This window comes from Citrobacter europaeus (assembly GCF_037482245.1).
GTDB classification, from domain to species: Bacteria; Pseudomonadota; Gammaproteobacteria; order Enterobacterales; family Enterobacteriaceae; genus Citrobacter; species Citrobacter europaeus.
The window spans coordinates 52157-76944 of sequence record NZ_CP148084.1 but is presented as its reverse complement, the minus strand read 5'-3'; the positions used below and the strand labels follow the sequence as shown (position 1 = coordinate 76944).

At 45.7% G+C, this 24788-nt stretch carries 26 protein-coding genes and 1 pseudogene; 20 read left to right on the top strand and 7 right to left on the bottom strand.

The features are described 5' to 3' along the window. The first annotated feature begins 6 nt into the window (after nucleotides 1-6). Nucleotides 7-1221 (top strand): N-6 DNA methylase, encoded by a 1215-nt coding sequence (locus WHR59_RS00380; protein WP_338843511.1) that lies wholly within the window; start codon nucleotides 7-9, stop codon nucleotides 1219-1221. Between the two features lie 76 nt (nucleotides 1222-1297). On the opposite strand, the pseudogene WHR59_RS00375 reads toward WHR59_RS00380, so the two are convergent. Then, nucleotides 1298-1624 (bottom strand): annotated as a pseudogene (locus WHR59_RS00375) (transposase); the annotation flags it as partial. Nucleotides 1625-1737: 113 nt separating this feature from the next. Beyond that, nucleotides 1738-2865 (bottom strand): hypothetical protein, encoded by a 1128-nt coding sequence (locus tag WHR59_RS00370; protein WP_338843510.1) that lies wholly within the window; start codon nucleotides 2863-2865, stop codon nucleotides 1738-1740. Between the two features lie 377 nt (nucleotides 2866-3242). Here WHR59_RS00370 and WHR59_RS00365 point away from each other — a divergent pair, with 377 nt between their 5' ends. The 10 genes from WHR59_RS00365 to WHR59_RS00320 all read left to right on the top strand — a co-directional run bounded on the left by WHR59_RS00365 (nucleotide 3243) and on the right by WHR59_RS00320 (nucleotide 11316). Continuing rightward, a complete protein-coding gene (locus tag WHR59_RS00365) occupies nucleotides 3243-3407 on the top strand; it encodes a helix-turn-helix transcriptional regulator (protein WP_187301237.1) in 165 nt (54 codons plus the stop codon). A 159-nt stretch (nucleotides 3408-3566) separates the two neighbouring features. Continuing rightward, entirely contained in the window at nucleotides 3567-4850 is a 1284-nt protein-coding gene (locus WHR59_RS00360) for a hypothetical protein (RefSeq protein ID WP_338843509.1), read from the top strand. A gap of 184 nt (nucleotides 4851-5034) precedes the next feature. Continuing rightward, complete coding sequence (locus tag WHR59_RS00355) at nucleotides 5035-5928, top strand: GTPase family protein (protein WP_192226451.1); 894 nt, start codon at nucleotides 5035-5037, stop codon at nucleotides 5926-5928. A 191-nt stretch (nucleotides 5929-6119) separates the two neighbouring features. After that, nucleotides 6120-6809 carry a helix-turn-helix transcriptional regulator gene (locus WHR59_RS00350; protein WP_015703837.1) on the top strand — a complete coding sequence of 230 codons (690 nt, stop codon included), beginning with the start codon at nucleotides 6120-6122 and terminating at the stop codon, nucleotides 6807-6809. A 61-nt stretch (nucleotides 6810-6870) separates the two neighbouring features. Beyond that, nucleotides 6871-7881, top strand: coding sequence for a hypothetical protein (locus tag WHR59_RS00345; protein ID WP_338843508.1), 1011 nt, complete (start codon nucleotides 6871-6873; stop codon nucleotides 7879-7881). A 92-nt stretch (nucleotides 7882-7973) separates the two neighbouring features. Next, nucleotides 7974-8795 carry a DUF932 domain-containing protein gene (locus tag WHR59_RS00340; protein ID WP_015703839.1) on the top strand — a complete coding sequence of 274 codons (822 nt, stop codon included), beginning with the start codon at nucleotides 7974-7976 and terminating at the stop codon, nucleotides 8793-8795. A 68-nt stretch (nucleotides 8796-8863) separates the two neighbouring features. Then, nucleotides 8864-9334 (top strand): RadC family protein, encoded by a 471-nt coding sequence (radC, locus tag WHR59_RS00335; protein ID WP_063411334.1) that lies wholly within the window; start codon nucleotides 8864-8866, stop codon nucleotides 9332-9334. 12 nt (nucleotides 9335-9346) lie between these two features. Then, entirely contained in the window at nucleotides 9347-9673 is a 327-nt protein-coding gene (locus WHR59_RS00330; protein WP_338843507.1) for a type IV toxin-antitoxin system YeeU family antitoxin, read from the top strand. 20 nt (nucleotides 9674-9693) lie between these two features. Continuing rightward, a complete protein-coding gene (locus WHR59_RS00325; protein ID WP_015703842.1) occupies nucleotides 9694-10014 on the top strand; it encodes a TA system toxin CbtA family protein in 321 nt (106 codons plus the stop codon). A gap of 273 nt (nucleotides 10015-10287) precedes the next feature. Next, complete coding sequence (locus WHR59_RS00320; RefSeq protein ID WP_338843506.1) at nucleotides 10288-11316, top strand: hypothetical protein; 1029 nt, start codon at nucleotides 10288-10290, stop codon at nucleotides 11314-11316. Nucleotides 11317-11389: 73 nt separating this feature from the next. On the opposite strand, the gene WHR59_RS00315 is transcribed toward WHR59_RS00320, so the two are convergent. Further along, nucleotides 11390-11548: a YlcI/YnfO family protein gene (locus WHR59_RS00315; RefSeq protein WP_338843505.1), complete on the bottom strand. Its 159-nt coding sequence runs from the start codon at nucleotides 11546-11548 to the stop codon at nucleotides 11390-11392. 128 nt (nucleotides 11549-11676) lie between these two features. Here WHR59_RS00315 and WHR59_RS00310 point away from each other — a divergent pair, with 128 nt between their 5' ends. The 3 genes from WHR59_RS00310 to WHR59_RS00300 all read left to right on the top strand — a co-directional run bounded on the left by WHR59_RS00310 (nucleotide 11677) and on the right by WHR59_RS00300 (nucleotide 13036). Then, complete coding sequence (locus WHR59_RS00310; RefSeq protein ID WP_038635547.1) at nucleotides 11677-11967, top strand: SymE family type I addiction module toxin; 291 nt, start codon at nucleotides 11677-11679, stop codon at nucleotides 11965-11967. 117 nt (nucleotides 11968-12084) lie between these two features. Then, nucleotides 12085-12261, top strand: a complete 177-nt coding sequence (locus WHR59_RS00305; RefSeq protein ID WP_286605683.1) for a prevent-host-death protein — start codon at nucleotides 12085-12087, stop codon at nucleotides 12259-12261. A gap of 400 nt (nucleotides 12262-12661) precedes the next feature. Beyond that, the gene (locus tag WHR59_RS00300) at nucleotides 12662-13036 is read left to right on the top strand and encodes a Rap1a/Tai family immunity protein (RefSeq protein WP_338843504.1); all 375 of its coding nucleotides are present in this window, start codon (nucleotides 12662-12664) and stop codon (nucleotides 13034-13036) included. Nucleotides 13037-13157: 121 nt separating this feature from the next. Here WHR59_RS00300 and misL read toward each other — a convergent pair whose 3' ends face one another. Together misL and WHR59_RS00290 are read right to left on the bottom strand one after the other, a co-directional pair. Next, nucleotides 13158-15992 carry an intestinal colonization autotransporter adhesin MisL gene (gene misL / locus WHR59_RS00295; protein ID WP_047407799.1) on the bottom strand — a complete coding sequence of 945 codons (2835 nt, stop codon included), beginning with the start codon at nucleotides 15990-15992 and terminating at the stop codon, nucleotides 13158-13160. A gap of 75 nt (nucleotides 15993-16067) precedes the next feature. After that, entirely contained in the window at nucleotides 16068-16685 is a 618-nt protein-coding gene (locus tag WHR59_RS00290; RefSeq protein WP_043018761.1) for a helix-turn-helix transcriptional regulator, read from the bottom strand. A gap of 577 nt (nucleotides 16686-17262) precedes the next feature. On the opposite strand from WHR59_RS00290, the gene WHR59_RS00285 reads away from it, so the two are divergent. The 3 genes from WHR59_RS00285 (at nucleotide 17263) to WHR59_RS00275 (ending at nucleotide 20336) form a co-directional block, all read left to right on the top strand. Further along, nucleotides 17263-18036: a winged helix-turn-helix domain-containing protein gene (locus tag WHR59_RS00285; RefSeq protein WP_338843503.1), complete on the top strand. Its 774-nt coding sequence runs from the start codon at nucleotides 17263-17265 to the stop codon at nucleotides 18034-18036. Continuing rightward, nucleotides 18033-18497 carry a hypothetical protein gene (locus WHR59_RS00280; RefSeq protein WP_043018762.1) on the top strand — a complete coding sequence of 155 codons (465 nt, stop codon included), beginning with the start codon at nucleotides 18033-18035 and terminating at the stop codon, nucleotides 18495-18497. The genes WHR59_RS00285 and WHR59_RS00280 overlap by 4 nt, the downstream gene beginning before the upstream one ends. Before the next feature lie 342 nt (nucleotides 18498-18839). Continuing rightward, the gene (locus tag WHR59_RS00275; protein ID WP_043018763.1) at nucleotides 18840-20336 is read left to right on the top strand and encodes a C69 family dipeptidase; all 1497 of its coding nucleotides are present in this window, start codon (nucleotides 18840-18842) and stop codon (nucleotides 20334-20336) included. Nucleotides 20337-20371: 35 nt separating this feature from the next. On the opposite strand, the gene WHR59_RS00270 is transcribed toward WHR59_RS00275, so the two are convergent. After that, entirely contained in the window at nucleotides 20372-21274 is a 903-nt protein-coding gene (locus tag WHR59_RS00270) for a LysR family transcriptional regulator (protein ID WP_043018764.1), read from the bottom strand. A 236-nt stretch (nucleotides 21275-21510) separates the two neighbouring features. On the opposite strand from WHR59_RS00270, the gene WHR59_RS00265 reads away from it, so the two are divergent. The 3 genes from WHR59_RS00265 (at nucleotide 21511) to WHR59_RS00255 (ending at nucleotide 23844) form a co-directional block, all read left to right on the top strand. Then, entirely contained in the window at nucleotides 21511-22518 is a 1008-nt protein-coding gene (locus tag WHR59_RS00265; RefSeq protein WP_043018765.1) for a zinc-binding alcohol dehydrogenase family protein, read from the top strand. 1 nt (nucleotide 22519) lies between these two features. Continuing rightward, nucleotides 22520-22825, top strand: a complete 306-nt coding sequence (locus WHR59_RS00260) for a putative quinol monooxygenase (protein ID WP_043018766.1) — start codon at nucleotides 22520-22522, stop codon at nucleotides 22823-22825. Between the two features lie 116 nt (nucleotides 22826-22941). Next, entirely contained in the window at nucleotides 22942-23844 is a 903-nt protein-coding gene (locus WHR59_RS00255) for a carboxylate/amino acid/amine transporter (protein WP_003827166.1), read from the top strand. 28 nt (nucleotides 23845-23872) lie between these two features. Here the strand turns inward: WHR59_RS00255 and nlpA are convergent, their stop codons facing one another. Continuing rightward, nucleotides 23873-24691 (bottom strand): lipoprotein NlpA, encoded by an 819-nt coding sequence (gene nlpA / locus WHR59_RS00250; RefSeq protein WP_043018767.1) that lies wholly within the window; start codon nucleotides 24689-24691, stop codon nucleotides 23873-23875. Nucleotides 24692-24788: the final 97 nt, after the last annotated feature.

Here is a 24788-nt window from a genome sequence, read left to right as displayed (position 1 = left end):
CTTATAATGCTGGTACCAGCGGGTGCCTTTAGATATCATTCAAGCTCAAAAGCGTATAAACAACTTAAAGTGATGACTAAACAAAGCTCCCTTGGACAATACTACACGCCTTCTGACATTGCAGTACGGATTGTTGAAAAGGCTTTAAAAATCATAGGAAAGTCTCCATCTCGAACACTGGAGCTAGCTGCCGGTGAAGGGCATCTGCTTGCAGCTATTGAGCTCAAAGCCCCTAACTGCAAAATGTACGCGATCGATATCGACGATGCGAACTGTTCATCTCTGAAGGAGATGCATCCAGATTACGAAACTTTCAATGCTGATGCAACCAAGCCCATTGATTTTTTGGATAAATTGACCTTTGATTTTGCATTAGGTAATCCACCTTTTTTAAATAATGTAACTGTAGATCTTTTTATTCAATCTTTATTAAGCAGCACATTAAACATAGAAATTAAAACCGGTAAAAAAATTAGAGCTGAATACGTTTTTTTATGCCAATACATGAATTTTTTAAAAAAAAATGGCATTCTTGCTATTATTCTTCCTGATTCGATTATTTCAGGTGTAAAATCTCGTATCTTTAGAGAGGCCTTGCTAAGGAAATTCAGTATTGAAGAGATAGTTGAATTAAATGGAAGTCCATTTTCTAAGACTGAAGCGAAAACTCATGTCTTATTTATCAGGAATAGATGTCCTAATAAAATAGAGACTAAACTATCTTCTTTTGATGTAAACAAAAAAAGTATTATGGTATTAAATGATTCTTTAGTTGATAGAATGGATTTTACTTTTCATAAAGCGAAGAATAAAATTACAGGAACTAGACAATTACTTAACTATGCCACAATTCAACGTGGGAAACTTACACATATAGATCTAAAAATGATGGGCGAAGATTACATACACAGCACAACATTTGATAAAGATTTTTATCTGCCGATAAAATCTATATCTCCCAATAAATCATATGTTACCAAAGGGGATGTCATCATGTGTAGGGTTGGAAGCAGGGTTGCAGGGAAAATTAGAGTATATAATGGTGATCCCGTTTTATTTACGGATTGCATTTACAAAATACATTTTAAAGAAAATAACATCAAAAATGATTTCTTATCCTTTATCACATCAACAGGAGGGAAAGAATCTCTTATGTCATTGCTACGGGGTGTATGTTCGAAATATATAACAAAGAGCGATCTGGAGTCTATTTTTTTCTAAGAAATGGAGTGGAGTCATCCATTTCATTATAGTACTACGTTAAGATTATAAGATTGAATTAAAGAGAATGGCGTGATAGGGATAAAATCTGGCTTTCCATCTGCGTAATGCGCGTCTGGTGTTTCTTAATCAGCTGGGGCTCGAAGGTGTTTTCACGGTCATTCGGCGTGTTCAGTTTTATCTCGCCGTCATCGCACAATACCGTTTTGACGAGTAGCCATTACGGGTGTTTGAGCCTGTTTTGGGCGTATTTTCTCATACCCGGGTTGGTCAGTCAGCTCGCGTTGAATGCCGTTTCGATGGTTAATTTCGTCAGCATACGGGAAAACTGATTGAGGTCGGCTTCGGTTTTAAGGCCCTTAGCCAGTTCAGCCGTGAGTGCTTTAAGTTTCTTTTCGTCCATAATTTGCCTGTCTCCGTTGTTGGAGTGAACATATCAAAAACAGGCAATTACACAATTTTAACTACACTCTTGGTTTTAAAAAATCTTTGAAAACTGCATCTCTTATCTACATTTTACACTAAAAATTTATGATAAACATAGCTGTCACCATCCCATTCAGGCGTATAAGGCAATTGAGCTAATATATTGTTATATTTTATTATAAATTTTGATTCATTCTTTATAAATTGACTATAACGTAAATAAAGCATTCTAGCTGATACTTTATAATTCAGTTTATCCATTATATCTTTAGCCTCTTCACTAATGCTATTAGTATTATTGCTTTCACAATAAATTGCTCTTGTTGGATTCTCCTGTCTTAAAAGTTCTATTAAAAAAGCGCCCCAAGCGCCAGGCCATCTGGCTATTGTTCCTTGAAAAAACCGTCTATGTTTAAATAAACGACTTACATTTCCCAGAAGGATTAAAGCAGTTTCCTCCTCATTTAATCTCGTATCTGTAAATTTATAAAGAATACCTTCTTTACTAAAAACATTATCTATTAAATATTTATATTCATCTATAATATTTTTCCTTAACGTATCAGGAATATCTTTCGGAGGAGCTTTTAAGGTTATTTCATCCATACCGCCTGGATCAATACAAAACCTTGCAAATACTCTAAAAATCTCAAACTCCATAAGTAATGCTACCCGATTAAAGGAGTCCTTATTATCACTTTTTTTGTCACACCGATATTTCGCGCACGTCATTATACCAAGGTCATTAAGGTATCCATAGAAGAGAATATGATCAACAGGATGAATTAGACTATTGAACTTAATAGCAAGTCTATAAGCTATCGTGGCTGGTATATTCATCACTTCATATTTTTTTGTCAAATTAATTAATTGCTTTGTAAAATCAGATTTTATAACTCCATGTTCTGATACCATACAACTCAGAAGATCGAGCGCTATTTCTTTTTTCTTTTCCAAAATAGAATCTAGTACTTCATTAGGAATTTCATGTTGACCCTTCAACTTACTCATGAATTTTACATCATCGCCACTTAATGAAATTTCCAGACCACATATCAAATAGTGAGTTAAAATATCTAGTAGAGCTTCTTCTGCGCTGATTTTATTTACAGCTTCCTGTACATCAAGAACTATATTTTGAAATAACTTTATATCTTCTGAAGATAGGCATTTTGATGTATATACACAATGGAAATGAATAACATCAAGAATGTCCATTACTGCTTTCTGTTCGTTTGATATCTTAGGCATTTTGCATTTAGTGTCTAAAAAAGTATTCATTATTTACCAATTTTACACACTAAAAAATCCAATTAATATCCTCTTCGTAACGTCAAACCTGCACTTTCAACACTTACTTAATGAAGAGGTCAACAATGGCACACACAGATGTAGTTAAGAATAAATTACAGATACCTAAATCAGCCAACAGCATCAGGAACCGTCTTTCTTCTCGTCTCGGAGACTCCACTAGCCCTCAGCATGTATGGGGTACATCTGTAGCTCCAGCCGAGCTAGTGACGAGCTTGATCCCAAATCAAAAACTCACTGATACTATTTCGCAGCGTTACAACAATGATGACATTTTAATCGATATGAAATATATCGTGAGCAATTCAGGTCTGACAAATAAGTTCTTCTACGCTCAAATAAAGAAAGGCCTATTTCCATCACCAATTAAGTTAGGACGATCTTCTCGGTGGAAACTGAGCGAGTATGAACAATGGATTGAGCAAAGAGCAAATAAAAGAGGCCAATAGCCATTTAGAAAAATAATTGGCTAGGTAATTTGTATGTTGATAATTAAATTTAACATTATATTTATATCAGCTAATTATCTATTGGTTAATAATTAACTATAACACAACAATACTTATATCTAAACTGCATTACCATTTAATGGTATAAAGGATAATATCATGGCCATCTGTGTCCGTAAAAACTGCACTACGTCTGTCTGGGGAAATAATAAAGAGAGATCTAAACGTCTCTGTAAACGACATTATGCCGCATATGTCCAAAACCGGATAGCTAAAGAAGCTAAAGCATTATCAGTTTGTTATTATTGTGGCCTGTCCATCGCAAAGATGAGAAACAAAAAATACTGTTGCAAAGCCCACCGCCAGCTGGGTTCCAGAAAAATTTTAGGGAAGATCATAACGGATATTATTGGATTTTCTTACTGGGGGCATATTCAACATCATATTAAGCGAAGCCCAATAGAACTGGCTTCAATTAATGGAGTGCATGACATTACTGGTTTATACCAACTGTACCAATGTAAAACGAAGCATCAAAGGAGCTATGTTTTAGCACTCGAACAATGGGGAGTGTCGAAGGAGAAATCAAAAATTAAACCCATACCACTTCTAAGGTTAGAAATTTGCCATTTCTATCCGGTGAATAGTGGTGGTGAAAATACACCTGATAATGTGATCATCGCCCCATTACGTATCAATCGCATGTTAAAAGATACAATCCCGTACCAAGGTAGGCTTTTCCCCGGATTGAAAGCGTTAAGAAAAAAAATGCCACTGAATGGAAGCCTTTACGATGGTCTAGTTGCACGATTTGGAAAAAAGGTTGTAGACGAAGAGCTTTCATCAATTGGCAAACTAAAGCACTTCCATGGTAATTACGCCAAACAGCCGGAGTTTGGGGGAATGCATCATGAATTTCCCCTACTAATGCTGTTAATTTCGGAATTATTACGCTTAGGGCACCATGACATTGTTAAATTTCTTCAAGCTATTCGGCGGGACTATGAGAGTCTTCTTCCTGTATATGTTGAATTAGTGGCTATTATCATGTTTTATGCGATTTTAACTGGTGATCGTGACCGTTTCCTAATGCGTTTCATGAGAATTCATCGTTGGTTCGACGACACGGCTTTATCCACAAGGCATCCATTTCGGGCATGGGGCAGGGACAACTACGAAAGATGCATGTACCTACTCCTAAGGCGATATCTACGACTGTTTTTTGGCTCAGCTATTGAGAGTCCCCGAGAAATTGTCGATCTCTACAATAGTTTTTTCTCACTTCAGGTTGTTGACGTCGGGGAGTTGGGCGAAATCGTAAGCTTTTCCTATTTCAAAGGAAGACAGAGCAAAGTGAATACCTTTTTTATCATTCCAGAGTATGTGCTTGACACACTGCCTAGGTCAGGGGACGTTTTCGGGATTGGTTCAACACTTAGCTGAACGGGTAACACAACACCACAAATAAATAGCGCCAAAACTGTCGTTTTTGGCGCTCACTTTTCCACACTTTATCGCTAAAATACAGTAAGTTAACTGAATATCACTATCCCAATAAATTTCGCACCCTCATTACCCCTTTGAAGAACCGAAAGACTTTCAGGTAATACATTCAAAGGAGCGCCTTATGTCCAAACACTCTGATTCACATGATGCGGTAAACGCATTCCAAGCCTGTCTTAGCTTCCTACCCTCTTCTTCGACCGAACGCATCCTGAAGCAGTTAAAGCAATCTATCGACTACGAGCCTGTAATTGGAATTATGGGTAAAACAGGTGCAGGTAAAAGCAGCCTTTGCAACGCACTATTCCGGGAGCAAACTTGTCTGACTAGCGAGCTTATGGCGTGTACCCGAGAACCACAACGCTTGGTCCTCACTGTGGGCGAACGCAGCATAACCCTGGTCGATCTTCCCGGCGTTGGTGAGACTCCTGAGTTCGATGCTGAGTATATGGCGCTCTATCATCGTTTGTTTGTTGAACTGGACCTAGTTATTTGGGTATTACGGGCTGATGATCGCGCCCGGGCAATAGATATTACAACACACCGATTGTTACTTTCTAATGGCGCAGATCCATCACGTTTCTTATTTGTGATAACTCAGGCTGAATGTATTCCTCCGTTGCCAACTAACTCTGAATGCCAGGATCGGCCTTCTCCAACACAGTGCCTTTCGTTGGCCACCATCAGCGCCCAAATTGCGGGTCAGTTTCCATCTTCTTATCCGGTAATAGCAGTTTCTGCTCATACTGGCTACAACTTGACGGTCCTTGTAGAGCTTATGGTGCATGCATTACCGATACAGGCTAGCAGCGCCTTTTATCGGCAATTGAAACCAGAGCACCTGACTAAAGAGAGCAACGATGCTGTACGCCAGCGGTTTGGTGAGATGGCAGGAAATGCATTTGATACGGTGATAAACCCGGACTCTTTCCCGTCAGGCTGGACCAGCTTTTTGAGGAAACTACGCCAAAAATTAGTACAACTTGCCACCGTGTTATGGGACAGAGTTTTTGGCTAACACCACATCCGTCAGGTTGTGTCGCTATGATGAATGTTTTTCAGACAAAACCATTCTTAACAAGGCGTTATCGTGCCGCACTATTTTTCAGATTTCATTATTTTACCTATCTTTGCCGACATAACGTGTCCGGCCTGTGCTGCATAATAACTGCATGAAATAGAAACATATTTGTTGCCCTGAGAGGCCATATGTCCGTCAACGAGCAAGACTCACGTTACGACCGACTGGCGATCAGATTATCGGTCATTATTAGCCGCCTGCTTGCGGGAGAAACACTCTCACTCAAATCTCTGGTGGATGAATTTGGTGTCTCTGAACGCACTCTACAACGTGACTTCAATCAGAGGCTAATCCATCTGGATATTCTGGATGAAAATGGGCGATACCGTTTGAATGATTGCCAACCACCCGATCATTCATCGGGCGCATTCTCGTTTATACGTACTACAGGGATTGCTCGGATAATCCCAGTGCAAGACAGGCAACTAATGAACCTGCTAATGAACGAGTCCGGGACTTCACCCTGCCTGATCTGGCATGCCCCCCTGAAATCCCATGTCGCATTACCCGAGTTCTTCTCCCGTCTTGTGCAGGCTATCAGCCAGAAACGACAAATCACTGTGTTGGTTGAAGGGCAGCGTCATGAAGCATTGGAGCCTTATCGTCTTATTCACTATGTGGAGGAATGGTATCTGGTGGTGTGTCAGTCGGGAAAAATCCGTGTGTTTGCTCTGACCAGTATTGGTGCTGTCACGCTTGATGAGGTGCGCTTTAAGCGTCGCGAAGATATTTCATACCTGACTGCTGGTGAAGGTTTTATTGCGGCACTACCGCATTTTCCTCTTATCAGTGATGTTATTGACACATTTCGCTATTAGTCCCAGCTATCAGGAAGACCTGATTTAGCCTGTATATCTTATCCGTTATGGAGAACCTTTAATGAAAATGATCATACCTCTTAAAACTACGATACTGACAGTGATGTTAGGTGCCTCAACTTTTAATGCTTCCGCAGCATGGCAAGTAAGTGGGACTTTTTGTCAGTCTTACACCGATGATGGACGAGTACTTGTTCGCGTAAGACCCGCAACAATAGGTTTGATTGAGCAGCAACCGCAATGCAACGGACGAGGCTCTACCGAATTGGCTGGCAGTAACTTTAGTGTCAATGGTTCGTCTTATCCCTCCAGCGTGATGTGTAACGCCCAATCGAACTATCAGGCAGTACAAACCACCACGGCGACAAAAGATATCCAAAACATAATCAGCATGCTGCAAGATAACCAATCGGTCAGCATCAATACCTTCGGTTCACGTTCTGAAGTTAATACTGCTGATTTTGCACAAGCTTGTTCATCCATCATTAACCAGAAAGTGGCCGACTTCGATCCCCAGAAAACCTATCAACAGGACATGGCAAAGATGGGCTATAAACAGGATGAAAACGGCCAATGGCATAAACAATCAAAACAGGCATATTCACGCGAAGCAGATCCTGAAATAGCCGCCAACTATGACCCCAAAGCGGGGATTGCTGAAAATTCAGGAAAAGGAGGGTTCTATGGAGACGGAGCCAATAAAAATCTTTATGGTCCGGGTAGCCAGGCACAAAAGGATGCTGAAGCTGCAAACGAAGCACGCCGCCTTGCAGCACAAAATCATATGTCAAAAAGCGCTACTGGAATTACAGAACCAGAGATGCAGGCAGCATTAGCGGCAGCGAAAAAGGCTTATGCTGCTAATTACGATCAAGAAACCCTCGCGTCAGCTGACTTTGGATCATACAAACAAGCACCTTCTGTACCAGATCCGGCAGATAAAACACAAAAACTGCGTGTCGTGGAGTATGAGGTCTATAATCCAGGCTACAAAACTTATGACAAAGTGCGTGTCACCCTAAACGCATCAGGTTCAGTGACTGGCACACAGGTTCAGTACGAAGGTCAGTAATACACCATTCAACTGCTAGCAATCATTTCATCCAGGCCATGCATCCCTAGGGAAGTATGGCCTTTTCACTTTTATGCCCGAAGGAATTAATTATGACCCGATTAGCCAGCCGCTTTGGTGCGGTCAATTTAGTGCGCCGTGATCGCCCGTTAACCCACGATGAACTGGCACATTACGTTCCGAGTGTCTTCAGTGAAGAAAAGCATGAATCCCGCAGTGAGCGTTACACATACATCCCTACTATTACCCTCCTCGATAACCTTCAACGCGAGGGTTTTCAACCGTTCTTTGCCTGCCAGACCCGAGTGCGAGATCTGAGTAAGCGAGAGCACACCAAACATATGCTGCGCCTGCGTCGCGAAGGGCAAATTACCGGCAAACAGGTGCCAGAAATTATTCTGCTTAATAGCCACGACGGTTCAAGCTCATACCAGATGCTACCAGGTTTATTTAGATCGGTTTGCCAAAATGGACTGATTTGCGGTGAAAGTTTTGGGGAAGTGCGTGTGCCGCATAAAGGCAACGTAGTGGAGAAAGTCATTGAAGGGGCTTACGAAATACTGGGCATTTTTGACCGAGTAGAAGAGAAGCGCGATGCCATGCAGTCACTTATGTTACCGCCACCTGCTCAGCACGCCATTGCGAAAGCGGCATTAACCTATCGTTTTGGTGAAGAGCATCAACCAGTCACGGAATCACAGATACTTTCCCCGCGCCGATGGCAGGATGAAAGTAACGATCTTTGGACTACCTACCAACGCATTCAGGAAAACCTGATTAAAGGTGGGCTATCGGGACGAACCATCAAAGGTAAACGCGCTCATACACGCGCAGTGAAAGGTATCGACGGTGATGTGAAGCTCAATCGAGCACTGTGGGTTATGGCTGAGAATATGCTGCAATTTGCTTCATGAACTCTATCACGAAGGCTCTTTTGCCCCTACGACTAAACTGGTAGGGCTTTTTGCTTTAAGGAACAATTATGTCTGCGCCCAATTTATTCCCGGAATTTCCGGTAAACGAGCAACGTGTTATACAACGCGCACTGCGATTGCTGGAGAAGTATCAGCGTCAACCCAGTAAATCATTTACTAGCACCAGCGTTACTAAAGCCTGGCTTCAACTCAGGATGGCACACCTTGAGCGTGAAGCTTTCATCGTGATGTATCTCGACAATCAGCACTGTTTGCTGGAACGCGAAACACTGTTTACCGGCACACTGAGCCATACCGAGGTACATCCCCGCGAAGTGGTGAAATCGGCACTGAAGCATAATGCTGCTGCGGTAATTCTGGCGCACAACCATCCTTCTGGTACGACAGAAATCAGCCAGCAAGATAAACACATTACTCAGCGGATCGTGAAAGCTCTGGCGCTGGTGGAAGTACGCGTGCTGGATCATCTCGTAGTCGGGAATGAGACAATTTCATTTGCTGAGCTGGGATTACTTTAAAAGGAGGTTCTCATGTCATTAATACCAGCCCATGATTGGGGACTACAAAGAGAAATTGTTCCACGGTTTGGTGCCAGATTAGTTCAGGAAGGCAACCGGCTGCATTATCTGGCTGACAGGGCTAGTTTGATGGGCAATTTCAGCGATACGGAATGCTTCAAATTGAATGACGCATTTCCACACTTTATCAGCCAGATGGAATCGATGCTGACCACTGGTGAACTGATCCCCCGTCACCATCACTGTGTCACTCTCTACCACAACGGTTTTACCTGCGAAGCCGACACCCTTGGCAGTTGCGGCTACGTGTACATCGCTGTTTACCCCACTCAACGCTAACTAATTTCTTGAGATCAAACATGAATACTCAACCTGCAACAACTCCGCAGGCGGCGAAGCCATGTCTGTCGCCCCTAGCTGTCTGGAAAATGTTACTGACAATCCTGCTAGATCAGCACTATGGTCTCACGCTAAACGACACGCCGTTCAGTGATGAAACTGTTATTCAGAAACACATTGAGGCAGGTATTACCTTGGCTGATGCCATAAATTTTCTGGTTGAACGCTATGAACTAGTTCGTATTGACCAAAAAGGCTTCTCTGTGCAAGATCAAGAACCTTGGTTAACTTCTATGGATGTCCACCGAGCACGATTTAAACTCAACGTGGAGCGTTTATAATTTAACCAGTTAACTGACAAGGAAAAACATGTGGGGGCATAATTGGGGGCACACTTAAAAATCGCATAGAAAAATAATCAATAAATTCAAGGTGATTAATTATCAAATGCGACTCCTGTGATCTCCGCCAAAGTTCTGTCATAAAGACATATCCATCTAATAGTAAAATTGCTATCTTATCTTTCGCTATATTCAACAGTTATCGGAACAAAACTATAAATATTTTAACGCTCAATCATTGAGATATCGTTCGAAAAATAGGAGTAGATCAAAATGGAAATTAAAAAAATTCATACAATCACAGATTATCAAACTTTTCTAGAGAAAATGTATGGCCAAGTTAATCAGGACAAAGATGCCGACTATATATATTCATGTTTAGTAAGAAAAGTATCTTTCCTTTCTAGAGCAATTCTAAGAGATGGTGAATATGAAAGGAGCTTTGTTCAAAGTCTATCTTGGCTATTTTCTTTAGCCACAAAATTTAACGTTGATTTGAATACTGAGTTCTATAAAAAATTTCCAGACAGCTGTCCCTACTGTCTTGAGTCGCCGTGCGAATGCGTACAAACACACAAGCAACCAGCCAGAAATTTAGCAGCATATGCAGCGAGGCATGAGTTAAGAGAAAAATTCTCCGCACTAAAAAATACAAACGCATTAGAAAAAAGAAATATTGATAGAGCAGTAAGTGTGATTAACGAAATTTACCCATCAAACGGTTCTGTATGGAAAATTTTTGGAAGCTTTTACCATTTCTCTCGCTTATTTGAAGAGTTAGGAGAAACCCAAGAGGCCTATTTTGCTGTCAACAGAGAAACCGGAAACATCTCAAATCTTGCAGAAGAAATGTCTGATGTTGCTGCCTGGCTCTTCTCAGCATGGGGAATAAAATGCCCTAATAAGAGTTTAGGAGATGCACTAAAAGATTATTATTTAGACGGGTGCCCTGTATGCCACCAGTTAATTTGCGAATGTAAATCATATTCCGGCCGTTCAGATTCAATAGCTAATAATAAAGATTTATCGTTCATTAAGAATGAACTACAAGGTTTATCTACTTTGCTCAATGAAAAATCAACTGAAATTGACGAGCTGATAAAATCCTTAGATGATGCAATTGTTGCTGACACAACATTAGATGCTAAAAGAGCAGTAATTCAAACTGATGGTTTCTTAAAGAAAACGCAAGAAGCAATTAAAGAAAGTGCAACTACAGCAGAGAATGCAGCCAAGATAACCACATCTTTAGGTGTAGTTATCAGTTTTATTGATAAAATAAAAGATGGGTGGCTAAACTAAGTAATAAAATAAAGGGTTGGTTACTTATAAGAATAGTAGCCAACCAAGATTAATGCTTTTATATCCGATGGGATTATTTCACTAATCTCATCCTACAAGCCTCTTTCACCCACTTACTAAAATTCCCTTTCCCCGCAGCCTTCTCAATCTGCTCCAACAGCTCATCCTCAAAACGGATGTTCTTCATGGTGCTTTTAGTGCGGTCAAAATTTGGTTTCTTTTTTTCTTGCATGGTAGGTACCACTTAGGTTAGTTTATACACATGTGGTACCTACCACATGGAGTCTAAAATTAAGCAACGCCCAACAGTGCTGTCACACCAAAGGGCGTCTAACCTCACCAACTATCAAGGAGTTGATTATGGCTGATTCGCATTCTACCCCAGACACCGACCAATCCGGAACCGAGCGTTCGGTAATTGTGGGATATCGCCCGAATGTTTTCGACAAATCCACACCAAAAATTATTCTTTCTGGCAAGTGGCTACGCGAAGCGGGGTTTGATACCGGGCAACAGGTTACCGTAAAAGTGATGAACGGTTGTATCGTCCTGATGGTCTATGGCGAGCAGGAACAACGGTTGCAGGATGAGTTGAAAGAGGCACATCAGAAGTTGAACAGAATTGAGAGCACGCTGGCGACACTCCAGTGAAGCGCGGCTGAACCTGTAAGCGGTACTTACAGATTCACCTGGTGCCGGATGGCGCTAACGCTTATCCGGCCTACTCTCCTGGAAAATGAAGCCAAAGTGTAACGGAAACCCAAACAAATGAATCACCATGAAAAACCAGACTCAATCTTTTCGATTGACGACGATGAAAAAGTCGAAGAAATAAAAATTCAGTTACTAAAAGCCAAGATTCAATGTGCAAAATGTGACATTTATTCTGACAATATTGTTAATGGAGACAATTTCTTTGATGAATTATTGGCTCCAAATAAATAAAAATTTATTATAAACTCATGGAGAAGAACAATAATTATGATATTTGAAATTTTAGTTTATTATCCATGAATCGGCAACGCATCAGGGATTGTTCAATCACTACACGAAAAACCATAATGATAATACTATCCTGATGGCCTATGCCAAACGATAAACATGACAGCACAATAAACACCATATTATAATCCCGCTAAAAATACACGGGCATTTTTTCTTTAATCAGGAAGGGACAGCCTCATTTCTAATAAATTAATTATTGGGTTACATATGAAAAATTTATTCATGGCAATGGTTATAGCTCTCGTCACAATCACCGCATCATCCACCGTCTTTGCATGCCCGAAAGGAGAACATCCGCACGGCGGTACTGGCTCACACCATAAGGGAGGCTGGTGCTCGTATGATCAGTAAAATTGCTATTCCTGTCGTGTTGTTGCTCTCTTTTTCAACATCGGCTTTGGCAAAAGCGACGTTGAATATTGACGGTAACTCTCTTTATCATGGCTATCAGTTGTATGAAAAAGGCTTTGATTATTTGAGCGTTCAGGATGAACAGACAGCTGTGATGTATATGTCTTTTGTCGCAGGAGTGGCGGGCGCATTGTCACAAGAGAATATCATCTGCGGTGAGAGTGTAACCATCGGGCAGGAAGCCGATATCGTAGGGAATTATCTCCAGACTCATCCTAAGGAACGAACAAAATATACGCCTTCAGCCTTGGCTATGATCGCTTTAGGCAAAGAACTCTCTTGTAGTAAAAAAAGTAATAGCTAGCATCTGGCATAATATTTAGCGTTTGGTGCCGGATAGCGCTAACGCTAATCCAACCTACAATTCCCACAAAAAATAAAGCCGCCGATAGGTTAATCAGCGGCTTTTACATTACAGCATTACATTAGAAGTTATATTTCACGCCGAGCATACCGCGGGTATCGCTGTAGCCTTTATCGCCGACCTGTTGGGCCACATTGCTCCATACGTTGAGACGCGGAGTAATTTGACCCTCAACGCCGACTTTCAGCTCGCCGATGTTTTTGGTGCCGCGCATATCGTTGCTCACATCGTCCATTTTCACGCTGGTTGTCTGCGTGTTGTGGATCCAGTTGGCTTCAACAAACGGCTGGAACTCGCGAGATTTACCGTCGTCGATGGCATTGTGACCGTTGATAAAGGCTTTTACCCCCAGACGGGTCATCAGGTTGCCATCGGTGTTGTCCCTCACGCGGGTACCGTTCGCTTCGCGGTGGCTGTCGGCCTGCACATCCATCCACACCACCTGCGCTTTCGGTTGCAGCCAGTAGCTATTGCGCTCGTTTTCACCCAGTTTGAAGCTGTAACCGGCTTCAACAGAAGCGGTTATCCCGCTGGATTTGTATTTCTCTGTCGCCTGTTCCTGGCCCATCACTTTGTTATCAAACCAGTTGTACAGCGCCCAGGTATCCACGTAGGTACCGGTCTTGTCGGCGTCATTGGCATACCATGTGCCGTACAGTCCCACGCTGTAACCGGTGACCTGACCACGTGAATGGTACCCGGTCAGGCTGGACTGCGTGCGGTTCTGGCTATTGGCATAACCTGCCATCGCGCCAAGATGCCAGCGGTCGAGACCGTCGCTACTCCACTGCGCCAGATCGCCGCCTAACTGCAAGACATAGCTGTTGCTTTGGGTTTTCAACTGTCCGCTACCGTCTTTGAAGCGGGTATGCGCTCCAACGTTACGCATCCACAGGCTGGTGACTTTTTTCTCGCCCGTCAGCATGTCGATGTACTGCGTTTCACCCAGACGGTCGTGCAGTCGGGTCATAAACAGCGTGTTAGCGGCGTAATTGTTCGCCAGATAACTGCCTGCTTCCGGGCGGTACTGCTGCTCAGTGACAGGAGGCGCAACAGGTTCTTCCGGCTCAGGGATAATCGGGTCTACAGGATCGACGGGGTCTGGATCTACCGGACCTGGGTCAATAGGGTCAACCGGATCCGGGTCAACGGGGTCGGGGTCGATGGGATCAACCGGGTCCGGATCGACGGGGTCCGGCTCTTCCGGATCAGGCGGAGCCGGAATAAAGCTGGTCAGATACCAGTTGCTGCCCTTCTGCACAACGTTATAGTCGTACGCTCCGGCAACAATACGGCCCGCTTTCTCAAAAGTACCGTCAGAATTACCGGCCACTTCGATGATCTCAATGCCTTCAACGGTCTGCGCCCCGGTTCCGCCAATATTGTTCACCGCTACAAACGCGTTACCCGCGGTGTCGCCGAGCACTTTCAGCTTGTCGGTTTCGGAGGTATCGTCATTCAGGACGGTATTGAAAACCAGTTTGCCGCCGTTTCCGGTAAAATCTTCATTGATGGTAAGCGTCTGCCACGGTTCACCGTCAGCATGCCCAAAGTTCACCACTGACCCGCTGTTCAGCGTCAGGTCGGTGAGCGTTGAGCTGTTGGTCATATTCCAGGTCGCGTCGCTCATTTGCAGCGAGATAACGCCCGTCCCGGCAGTGGCGCTGGTGATGTATGACGCCCCGCTCCACAACGAGTTGTCGGTCATGTTGAGCTTAATGGTACTGTTTTGCTGCGGCAGGCTGCTGGTTGCAGCAGTCGCGCCGGCGGCGTGAAGATCGCCATCGATAAGAAAGCGCCCACCAGCGGAGCCGTCTACGGTGCCGCCCGTTTCGGTGCTGATGGCATAGCTTTCATTGCTGTGATTGCCCGCCATGGTAATGGCGGCACCGCCTGCCAGGTTTATCGCCCCGCGTGAAGTCGCATACAGGCCGCGTGGCGCTTTACTGTATGACGCCGCTTTCGCCGAACTGTTGACGTTGATTGTTGCATTTTCGCCGAGATTTACGGTCGCGTTGGTGGAGTAGACCGCATGTGCGCTAACGCCATTGACCGTAATCGTCGCGTTGTTGCCCAGTTCTGTTTTGGAAGACGAGGCGGCATAAATCCCCGTGGAAGAGGCACCCGATGTCTCAATGGTGGCGTCATTGCCAAGCAGGATCGAGGAACCGCTCTGCCCGGTGCGAAGACCTTCTGAACTGTCACCTGTCGTCACAATGTGTGCCCGGTCGCCAACGACAATCGTATTTTTGGCCTGCGTGGCGTCTTTCATTGCGTTTGCAGTGATGCCACGTCCCTGGGTACCGGTAGTCTGAATATACAGATCGTCGCCGACATAAATGCTGGCCGATCCTTTCCAACCCTGGCTATAGGAGTTGTAACCGGCGTTAATACCGTCACCATCCTGACCGTCCACATAAATGCTGGTGCGGTCGCCTGTAATGATAAAGACTGGGTTATCAGGCGTATTGGCCCCATGCGTGCGGATACCGTCAACATCTTTACCATTATTGGCGGCATTCTTCGACTGTGTGCGAATCGTCAGGTCGTCACCGAAAATAACGCCCGGGCTACCCGTGGTACTATTCTGAATAACGGTAACAGAGTGCTCAAAAGCTTCAGCACCGGGTCCATTAATCGTTAATCCATTGCCATAAACGGGAATAGTACCCGCACTCCATTGATAAACATAATTCGGCATGGCGCTGGTTTTAGCGAAATTGGCATTTGCCTGCGCAGGTATTATTGCCTGCAACTCTGGGGGCAAACTACTAACCAGTCCGCTGGAAGGAAGACTATCAACGTCAACCCATGCCGCATGGCTTGAAAATACCATAGAGGTTAATGCGGCTGAAACCGCTATGGCAATACGAGAGTAAGATTTGGGATTTGGCATATTAGCCTCCTGCTATCAGGCGTAGAGCGTCCACCACATCGCAAGGATGTGAAAATAATAGAAATCAGAAATGCGTTATAAAATATTCGACAATATTTGATGAATACTATGGCCTAACTTATCTTCAAGCCTGAGCTTGTAGACATATATTTTCTTAATATCGATATTATCTATTTTGGTAATTTGCTGAATGCTTTTTCCTGACACAAAGCGCTTCAGTAATATCATTTCTGTGTAATTGAGTGAGCGTCCGCGTTTACTGTTAGCGAGGTGGCCGGTAAATAATCGGCGAATTTTCTGACGCTGAACCTCATCATCATCATCGGAATATATAATTCCTTGAATTTTATTGCTTTTTGACAACCAGTAGTTGGCTAACGGCGCCAGGTTCCTGTCTGCTATCAACACAATATGCATACCGCTATAGGCCAGGCGGTCTACCCATTGCGGGTCGGCGAACAGGCGCAGATTCGGGAAAGAAAAGTCCACAAAAATAAACCCGCGCGACAAATGGTTTTGATTATTAAGCAGAAGTTTTTCAATAATTCCTTTTTGCAGAAAGCCATTTCCCTCTGGCCAGATCGCAAAAGCGGCACGGTGACAGTAGCTGGCGCGAACCGCAGTATCCGGAAATAATTGACAGGATAATTCACAGCTTATGCAACGAACACTCTGTGACGGTGATCTCTTCATCAAAAATGACTCCTGTTATTTTTCCATAAATATTTCATTGGTAAATAAATGTGTCAATCCGACACGTTTGACATTCCTTGTCAGTTAATAACAGTGGTGCTAATAAAATGTAATAAACTCCTGATGTGCTATTATGTATGGGCTGTGATTAATACGATTGCGCTAAGTTTTTTTGTGCCTTACCTCAGAATTACAGCCTGGGCATTAGGAATTTTATGCATAAATTAAGATTCCAGGATAAAACAGTAAAAAAGCACTATTTGCTAAAAAACAACCGATGTAAACGATACTCATTAATTACACAATACTGATAACTCAATCACCCTTGAAGTGCTGTGGATAAATATAATGATAATTCAGATAAAACTGTAATGAATTCTCATTATTTAACATTAGTTAATTCTCACCTAAGAACTGAAAATCATAAGTCATTGTATTTAAAGATCTTTAATCCCTTAAGTAAAATTCTTATCTTCGATCACGTACAAAGAGTGAGGCATATTTTCGATTTGGATGTAAAATTTAAGGGAGATGTTGGCACACGCGGTGATACGTTGTGGTTACTGAGGGTTGGCAATTGTACCTTATCAATCAGTTGGTCGAATTTAATCCTGATAGCAAAAGTCTGGTCAATCGTCAGACCGGGCGGGCAATACAACTTCAACTCCCAGCCTCACTTTGTTTTCTCTATTTAATTACTCACGCAAGTGACATTGTTTCGCAGAGCACGTTGATGAAAGTAGGTTGGGGCGAGAGAAATAATGTGACCACCACCAACACATTTTACCAGGCTATTCTGACGCTACGTAATGCGCTGGCGGATGTGGGGCTACCACGAGATACGGTGAAAACTATTTCCCGGCGCGGGCTCAGATTAAATGAAAATACGCAGGTAGAGGCAATAACGCATCCTGAGAGTGACGTTTACCAGCCGCCGGTTATAGGGGATTACGCGCCCCCAAAGATAATTCCTCCCGCGCCTCAACAAACGACGCGGGTACCCTGGTGGGACATTATTTTTAGCGCTGGCATCGTTATTGCCACCCTGCTTATCTGGCTGGTGTGGTATCAAACACGTCCTGTTATGCCGTTTAGTAAATTCGTGTCGGTTTCTATGCAGGTCCCCTCACGACAAAACTGTAAAATCTTTTACTCACCGAATGAGCACGATCAGGAGAATTATTTCAATCTGATGCAGTTGCATCCCTATCTCTGTGAAAACAACAAGCATGTGTTCCTTTCCGGCTACCGAAAAGCGGAGAGGATTGTGGCATTTGTCTGTGATAAAGATGCGCGGGTAGATGCTCACGCGTTTTGTACCACCCATTATTACTGGATGCGCGGGCAATGAAAAAAACACGCCACCTTATTTTGCTGGTGATCGGCCTGGCGACATTACTCGGCTCTGGTGGATGGCTATGGCATTCACGCTATGCCGAAAAACCGCTAAATTGCGTTGGAAATGTTGAATGGAATATTGGCAGCAACCGCTTTGCCGGTACGATTTCATTCCGAATGTACAAAGATGCAGGGCTATCGACCATTACCGGAAAACTGTACGGACGTAATACCTCAGACATTAGCAGGAACATCTATTTCAACTATACCAGGCAGCACGAAGCCCGAGTGCTACAGGCGATGCAGGTGGTCAAAACCTTTGCTGATAGCGCCGATGAAGCTGATATTAACAACACATTACCCGGATTTTATCGCCAAAGCGGACGAACCCTAAGCCTGGTCATGGAGGAGTATAAGGGCGCATGGATTTTTGCCAGCTCCAATGTACCCTCGCTGTACTGCCGCAAAAGGTAACGTCTTATCCGGATACAAAAATCGCGCCTCCCCAATGGAATTCATATTTTCCATCATCGACTTACGCGACATGGGTCACTGAATCCACTAATAACCCATTGCTATTCTTCATCCCGAATCAGGAAACATCCTGAATACCACGATATCCATTGCGTAATAATTAAGCGAAATGGGCGTTTTATTTTGCCCAGAAGACTTCAACCTACAGATGGATATTTGGAGAAGACGTGGGCAGGGGCGTTTATCTCTCTCGCGAGCAATGTCTGAGCGTTCAGGCGTTATCGCACTTCAGGAAACGGTGTGTTTCCGGTGTATTTTTGGCGTACATATGAGGGATACGTAATGTTTACTTTTAAAAAGTGCCTGATTGCACTTTCTATAAATTTGGCCGTTGTTTCATCAGGTTTTGCCTGTACGACCCTGCTGGTCGGTAACGAAGCATCAGCGGACGGCTCTATGCTGGTAGCCCGTAGCGCAGACAGCGATGCCCTAAAAGCGCAACATTTTGTCATTCATCCGGCAAAACAGAATCAGACCGGGGTATACAGTACCAAAGCACATAACGGTGCGAATGACTTTACCTGGCCGCTCCCCAAAAACTCTCTGCGTTATACCACCGTTCCAAACTGGAAAACTCAACTGCACGGCGCGACCGGATTTAACGAGCTGGGCGTTGGCGTGAGCGGCACAGAATCTATTTTTGCCTCACCAAAAGCGCTGGCCGCCGACCCGTACGTTGAGGATAAAGGGATCACCGAAGACGATATTCCGGATATTCTGCTGTCGCAGAGTAAAAACGCGCGTGAAGCCGTGGCGCTGCTGGGCCATATCGTTGAGACCGTCGGCGCAGGTGAAGGCTTTGGCGTTGCCGTCGTCGACGATAACGAGATCTGGTACCTGGAAACCGGCAGCGGCCATCAGTGGATGGCGCAGCGTCTGCCAAATAACCAGTATTTTGCCACCGGTAATCAGGGCCGCTTACAGGATTACGATCCGAAAAACCCGGACATGATGGCGTCAAAAAACCTGATTCAATTTGCGACTGAAAAAGGTCTGTACGAACCAACAAAAGATGGCAAATTCAACTTCTCCAAAGCCTATACCCGTGATGATGAGCGCGATCGCACGTATAACGATCCTCGCGTATGGACCATCCAGAAAGAGTTCAATCCTTCCGTAAACCAGGATATGGCCAAAGGGCGTGAATTCCCGGTCTTCATGACGCCAGAGAAGAAAATGACGCTGGACGATGTGAAGGCCGTACTGCGTAATCATTACGAAGGCACCAGCCATGACCCCTACACCAACGGTCTGAACGGCAAAGAACCATGGCGTCCGGTCAGCGTCTTCCGCACCTATGAAGCGCACGTTATGCAGGTCCGTCCGTGGTTGCCAAAAGAGATTGGTGAAACGACCTACATTGGTCTGGGCATGGCCGACCTCACCGCTTTTGTTCCGTACTACAGCGGCCTGAAAGCGTATCCGGCAAACTACACGATGGGTAGCGACAAAGCGGACGATCAATCCATTTACTGGAAATACCGCAAGCTACAGACGTTGACGATGACTGATTATCCGAAGCTCGCGCCAATCGTCAAAAAAGCCTACAAAGCGTGGGAAGACAAAGTGGCGAAGGAGCAAAAAGAGGTCGAAGCAGAGTACCTGAAGATGGCCAAAACTGATAAACCAGCCGCCGATAAGATGCTGAATGACTTCAACCTGCGCATCATGGCCGACGCCGAGAAGCTGACGGAAGACCTCACTAATCAGTTGTTTACCATCCGCACGAAAGACATTCAGTCTGATATTTTCTTTGCAAACGCGGCGAAAAAAGACTGAGTAACAACGCGATAATATTCTGGCGCAAGCGCATATTAGCTTTGCGCCAGCATTTCACACCGCGCCTTCACCGCGTCGTGCAGCAGACGGACCGCCGTCGAAAGCTGCTTCCGATGCGGGCAAATCATATTCAGAGGAACTTTCTCCCCCTGATAATCCGGCATCAGCAGTTGTAATCGACCGTCACGCACATCCTCGCTGACATCCAGCCACGACTTGTACGCCACGCCTTCTCCGGCAATCGCCAGCCGTCGAATAACTTCCGCATCGTCGCTCATAATGGTGCCGTTAACCTGTACACTGCTGACCTCGCCGTTACGCGTAAACGTCCAGCGATCGTGCAGGCGGCCGCGTAATACGAAGGTCATGGCGTTGAGCTGAGTTAAATCGTCCGGGGTTTGCGGCGCGCCGTTTTGCTTAACCCATTGCGGTGATGCCACCAGCACGCGTCGATTACCCGGTGCAACGGGCAGTGCAATGTAAGACGCGTCTTCAATGTTGCCATAGCGAAACGCAACATCGACGGGATCTTTAAAGACATCCGTCACCTGGTCAGAGAAAAAAATCCGCAGGCGCAGCGCGGGATAGCGGCGTCGAAACGACTGAAAGACGGGCAGCAGCAGGTTACGACCGAGATCGGAAGGCACGGCGATTTGCAGCGTGCCTGACACTTCATCTTCCGGGGTCTGAATTTTTTGCAGCCCGGCATGCATCACATCCAGCATCTGGCGAGCATAGGGCAGCCAGACCTCGCCCTCCGGCGTCAGGCGCAGGCTGCGCGTGGAGCGGGCGAACAAGCGGATAGCCAACGTAGACTCCAGGCGCTTGATAGCAGAACTGACCTGGGCAGGCTGAACCCCGACTTCACGCGCGGCATCGCTAAAACTATTCAGCGCCGCGGCGCGGACAAACAACGTGAGATCTTCAAGCCGGAACATTTTCACTCCCCGAGTATAAGTCCTGTCGCCGTACGGCTATTTTTCCCGTTCTGCTACCGGTTTACCATCACATTATTCAAAAGATATACCCTAAATAATTCGAGTTGCATGAAGGCGGCAAGGGAGTGAATCTCCAGGAGCATAGCAAACTATGTGACTGGAGTGAGCGAGCGCAGCCAACGCACATGCAGCTTGAAGTATGACGGGTATAAAAGATTCCTGTGACCGGAGAGATTATGAAAGCCATCGCTATTACCCGCGCCGCGACCGACGGCAATAACATTGAATTTTTACAAGAGATTGATCTGCCCATGCCAGTCGCCACCGGGCACGATCTGCTGGTTGAAGTGAAAGCCATTTCCGTCAACCCCGTTGATACCAAGGTCCGCGAAGGTTTTAACGCTGATGTGCCGCGCGTGCTGGGGTGGGACGCTGTTGGCGTGGTGAAGTCCGTGGGTGAAGCGGTCACTCTGTTCGCACCTGGCGATGAAGTCTGGTACGCCGGTGCGCTGGGTCGCGCTGGCAGTAACAGTGAATTTCAGTTGGTTGATGAACGTATTACCGCGCTGAAGCCGCAATCACTGGATAATGCTTCTGCGGCGGCGCTGCCGCTAACCGCCATCACCGCATGGGAAATGCTGTTTGACCGTCTGGGTATTGCGGAAAACGACAATGAAAATGATGTGTTATTGATTGTTGGCGCGGCTGGCGGCGTCGGTTCTATCCTGACGCAACTGGCCAGTAAGTTGACCAAAATGACCGTCATCGGTACGGCATCACGTCCACAGAGTCAAAAATGGGTACGTGAAGCGGGCGCTCATCATGTAATTGACCACAGCAAACCGCTGACGGAAGAGTTGACACGGATAGGTATTAAAGAGGTGACACACGTTGCCAGCCTGAACAATACCGAGCAGCACTATTCGCAAATTATTGCCGCCCTGGCGCCGCAGGGCAAACTGGCGCTGATTGACGATCCGCAATCCCTCGATGCGCGTCCGCTGAAGGCCAAAAGCATTTCGCTGCACTGGGAGTTTATGTTCACCCGTTCAATGTTTACCACCCAAGACATCATTGCGCAGCATCAGCTATTGACCCGCGTGGCACGGTTGATCGACGACAATATCCTCCGCACCACGCTGGGCGAGCATTTTGGCGCGATCACCGCGGCGAATCTGCAAAAAGCCCACACGCAAATTGAAACCGGTCGCTCGGTCGGCAAGATTGTGCTGGAGGGGTTTTAATATGTCTGATTCAGAAGTAATTTCAATTATTGCGGTACTGAAAGCCAGACCGGGGAAAATCGACGCACTGAAACACGCGCTGCAGGCCCTGCTGCTGCCCACGCGCCGGGAGCCAGGCAATATTGAATATGCCCTGTTCCAGCTACGCGACACGCCGGATGTGTTCTACGTACGCGAATCCTGGCGCGGCCAGGCCGGTCTGGACGAACATATCGCTTTGCCGCATTTCCAGACGTTCATTCTGCAAATGAACGATCTGCTGGCCGAACCACTACGGCTGGATTATCTGACGCCGATTGCACCTTGATATTATCGCCAGCCCCCTGCCGAGTGGGGGGCGTTGTCAGCCATGCCTCCCTCGCTTCGCTATCTCTGCTATGATGCCTGCACACAAATAAAACAAAACAACATGCCGAGGAAAAGATGAGTTCCACCAGAAGAGGGATGATGAATGTCCTGATTGCCGCCGTATTATGGGGAAGTTCAGGCGTTTGCGCGCAGTACATCATGGAGCAAAGTCAGATGTCGTCGCAGTTTCTGACCATGACGCGCCTGATATTCGCCGGGCTCATTCTGCTGATGCTCTCTTTCGTTCACGGCGACAAAGTGTTCTCCATAATTAAAAACCGCAAAGATGCTATCAGCCTGCTGATTTTCTCCGTAGTCGGGGCGCTTACCGTCCAGCTAACTTTTCTGCTGACCATCGAAAAATCCAACGCCGCCACCGCGACGGTGCTGCAATTTTTGTCACCGACCATTATCGTGGCGTGGTTCTCCGTGGTGCGCAAAGCGCGACCGGGGATTTTAGTGCTGACCGCAATCTTCACCTCGCTTATCGGCACCTTCTTACTGGTCACCCACGGTAACCCGACGTCGCTATCAATCTCACCTGCCGCGCTGTTCTGGGGAATTGCCTCGGCGTTTGCCGCCGCGTTTTATACTACCTACCCTTCAACGCTCATCGCGCGCTACGGCACGCTGCCGGTCGTCGGCTGGAGTATGTTGATCGGCGGGATGATCCTGCTGCCGTTTTATGCCGGGCAAGGCACTAATTTCGTGGTGAATGGCAGTTTGATTCTGGCGTTTTTCTATTTGGTGGTTATCGGCACATCGCTCACGTTTAGCCTGTACCTGAAAGGCGCGCAGATGATTGGCGGACCGAAAGCGAGCATTTTAAGCTGCGCGGAACCGTTAAGCAGCGCGTTGCTGTCCCTGCTGCTGTTAGGCATTACCTTTACCCTGCCAGACTGGCTGGGCACGCTTTTGATCCTCTCTTCGGTAATACTTATCTCAATGGACTCACGTCGCCGCGCCAGAGCGGTTTAACCTCAACCAGCGCGGCAACGGGTCATGATTACCAGCCCGGAACCGCGCCGCCGTTAAAGATAGTTTCTGCCGCCTTCGCCACTTCCGGTGACTGATAAGATTGCAGGAATTCTTTTACATTCTCGGCATCTTTATTGTCTTCCCGCGCCACCAGAATGTTCACGTACGGTGAGTTTTTATCTTCAATAAATACGCTGTCATGTACCGGGGAAAGCCCGGTTTGCTGGATGTAGGTGGTACTGATAATCGCCACATCCACTTTTTGATCGTCCAGCACGCGCGGTAACTGTGCGCCTTCCAGTTCCATAATATTCAGATGCCGCGGATTATCAGTAATATCCAGCGCCGTTGGCAGCAGGCCAGTATCCGCTTTCAGAGTGATTAACTTCTCTTTTTGCAGCAGCAACAGCGCCCGCCCAAGGTTGGTTGGGTCGTTAGGTATCGCAATCGTCGCACCGTCTTTTAGCTCAGCAACGCTTTTGATTTTCTTCGAATATCCAGCCATCGGGAACACAAAGGTATTACCCACCGCGACCAGCTTATAGCCGTGCGCTTTATTATCTTGTTCAAGGAACGGACGATGCTGGAAAACGTTAGCATCCAGCTCACCATGGTTAGTGGCATCGTTGGGCAGCAGAGAGCCGCTAAACCCCACCAGCTCCACCTCCAGGCCATATTTTTCTTTAGCGACTTTCTTCGCGACTTCCGCCACGTCCTGTTCTGCGCCGTTAATCACGCCCACTTTGATATGCTTTGCATCATTGCTCTGCTGATCGCATCCTGCCAGCAATAATCCCGCCAGTAATACCACCGCCCCGGCCCCGAAATAAGGTATCTTCAGTTTCACATTTTATCCTTTTGCAATAACCGCCTGATGAGTAATGAAATGACTATAGCGGGAAGGCCGCTGCGGTTTAAAAAACGAAAAAGCATCAGCAAGAAGA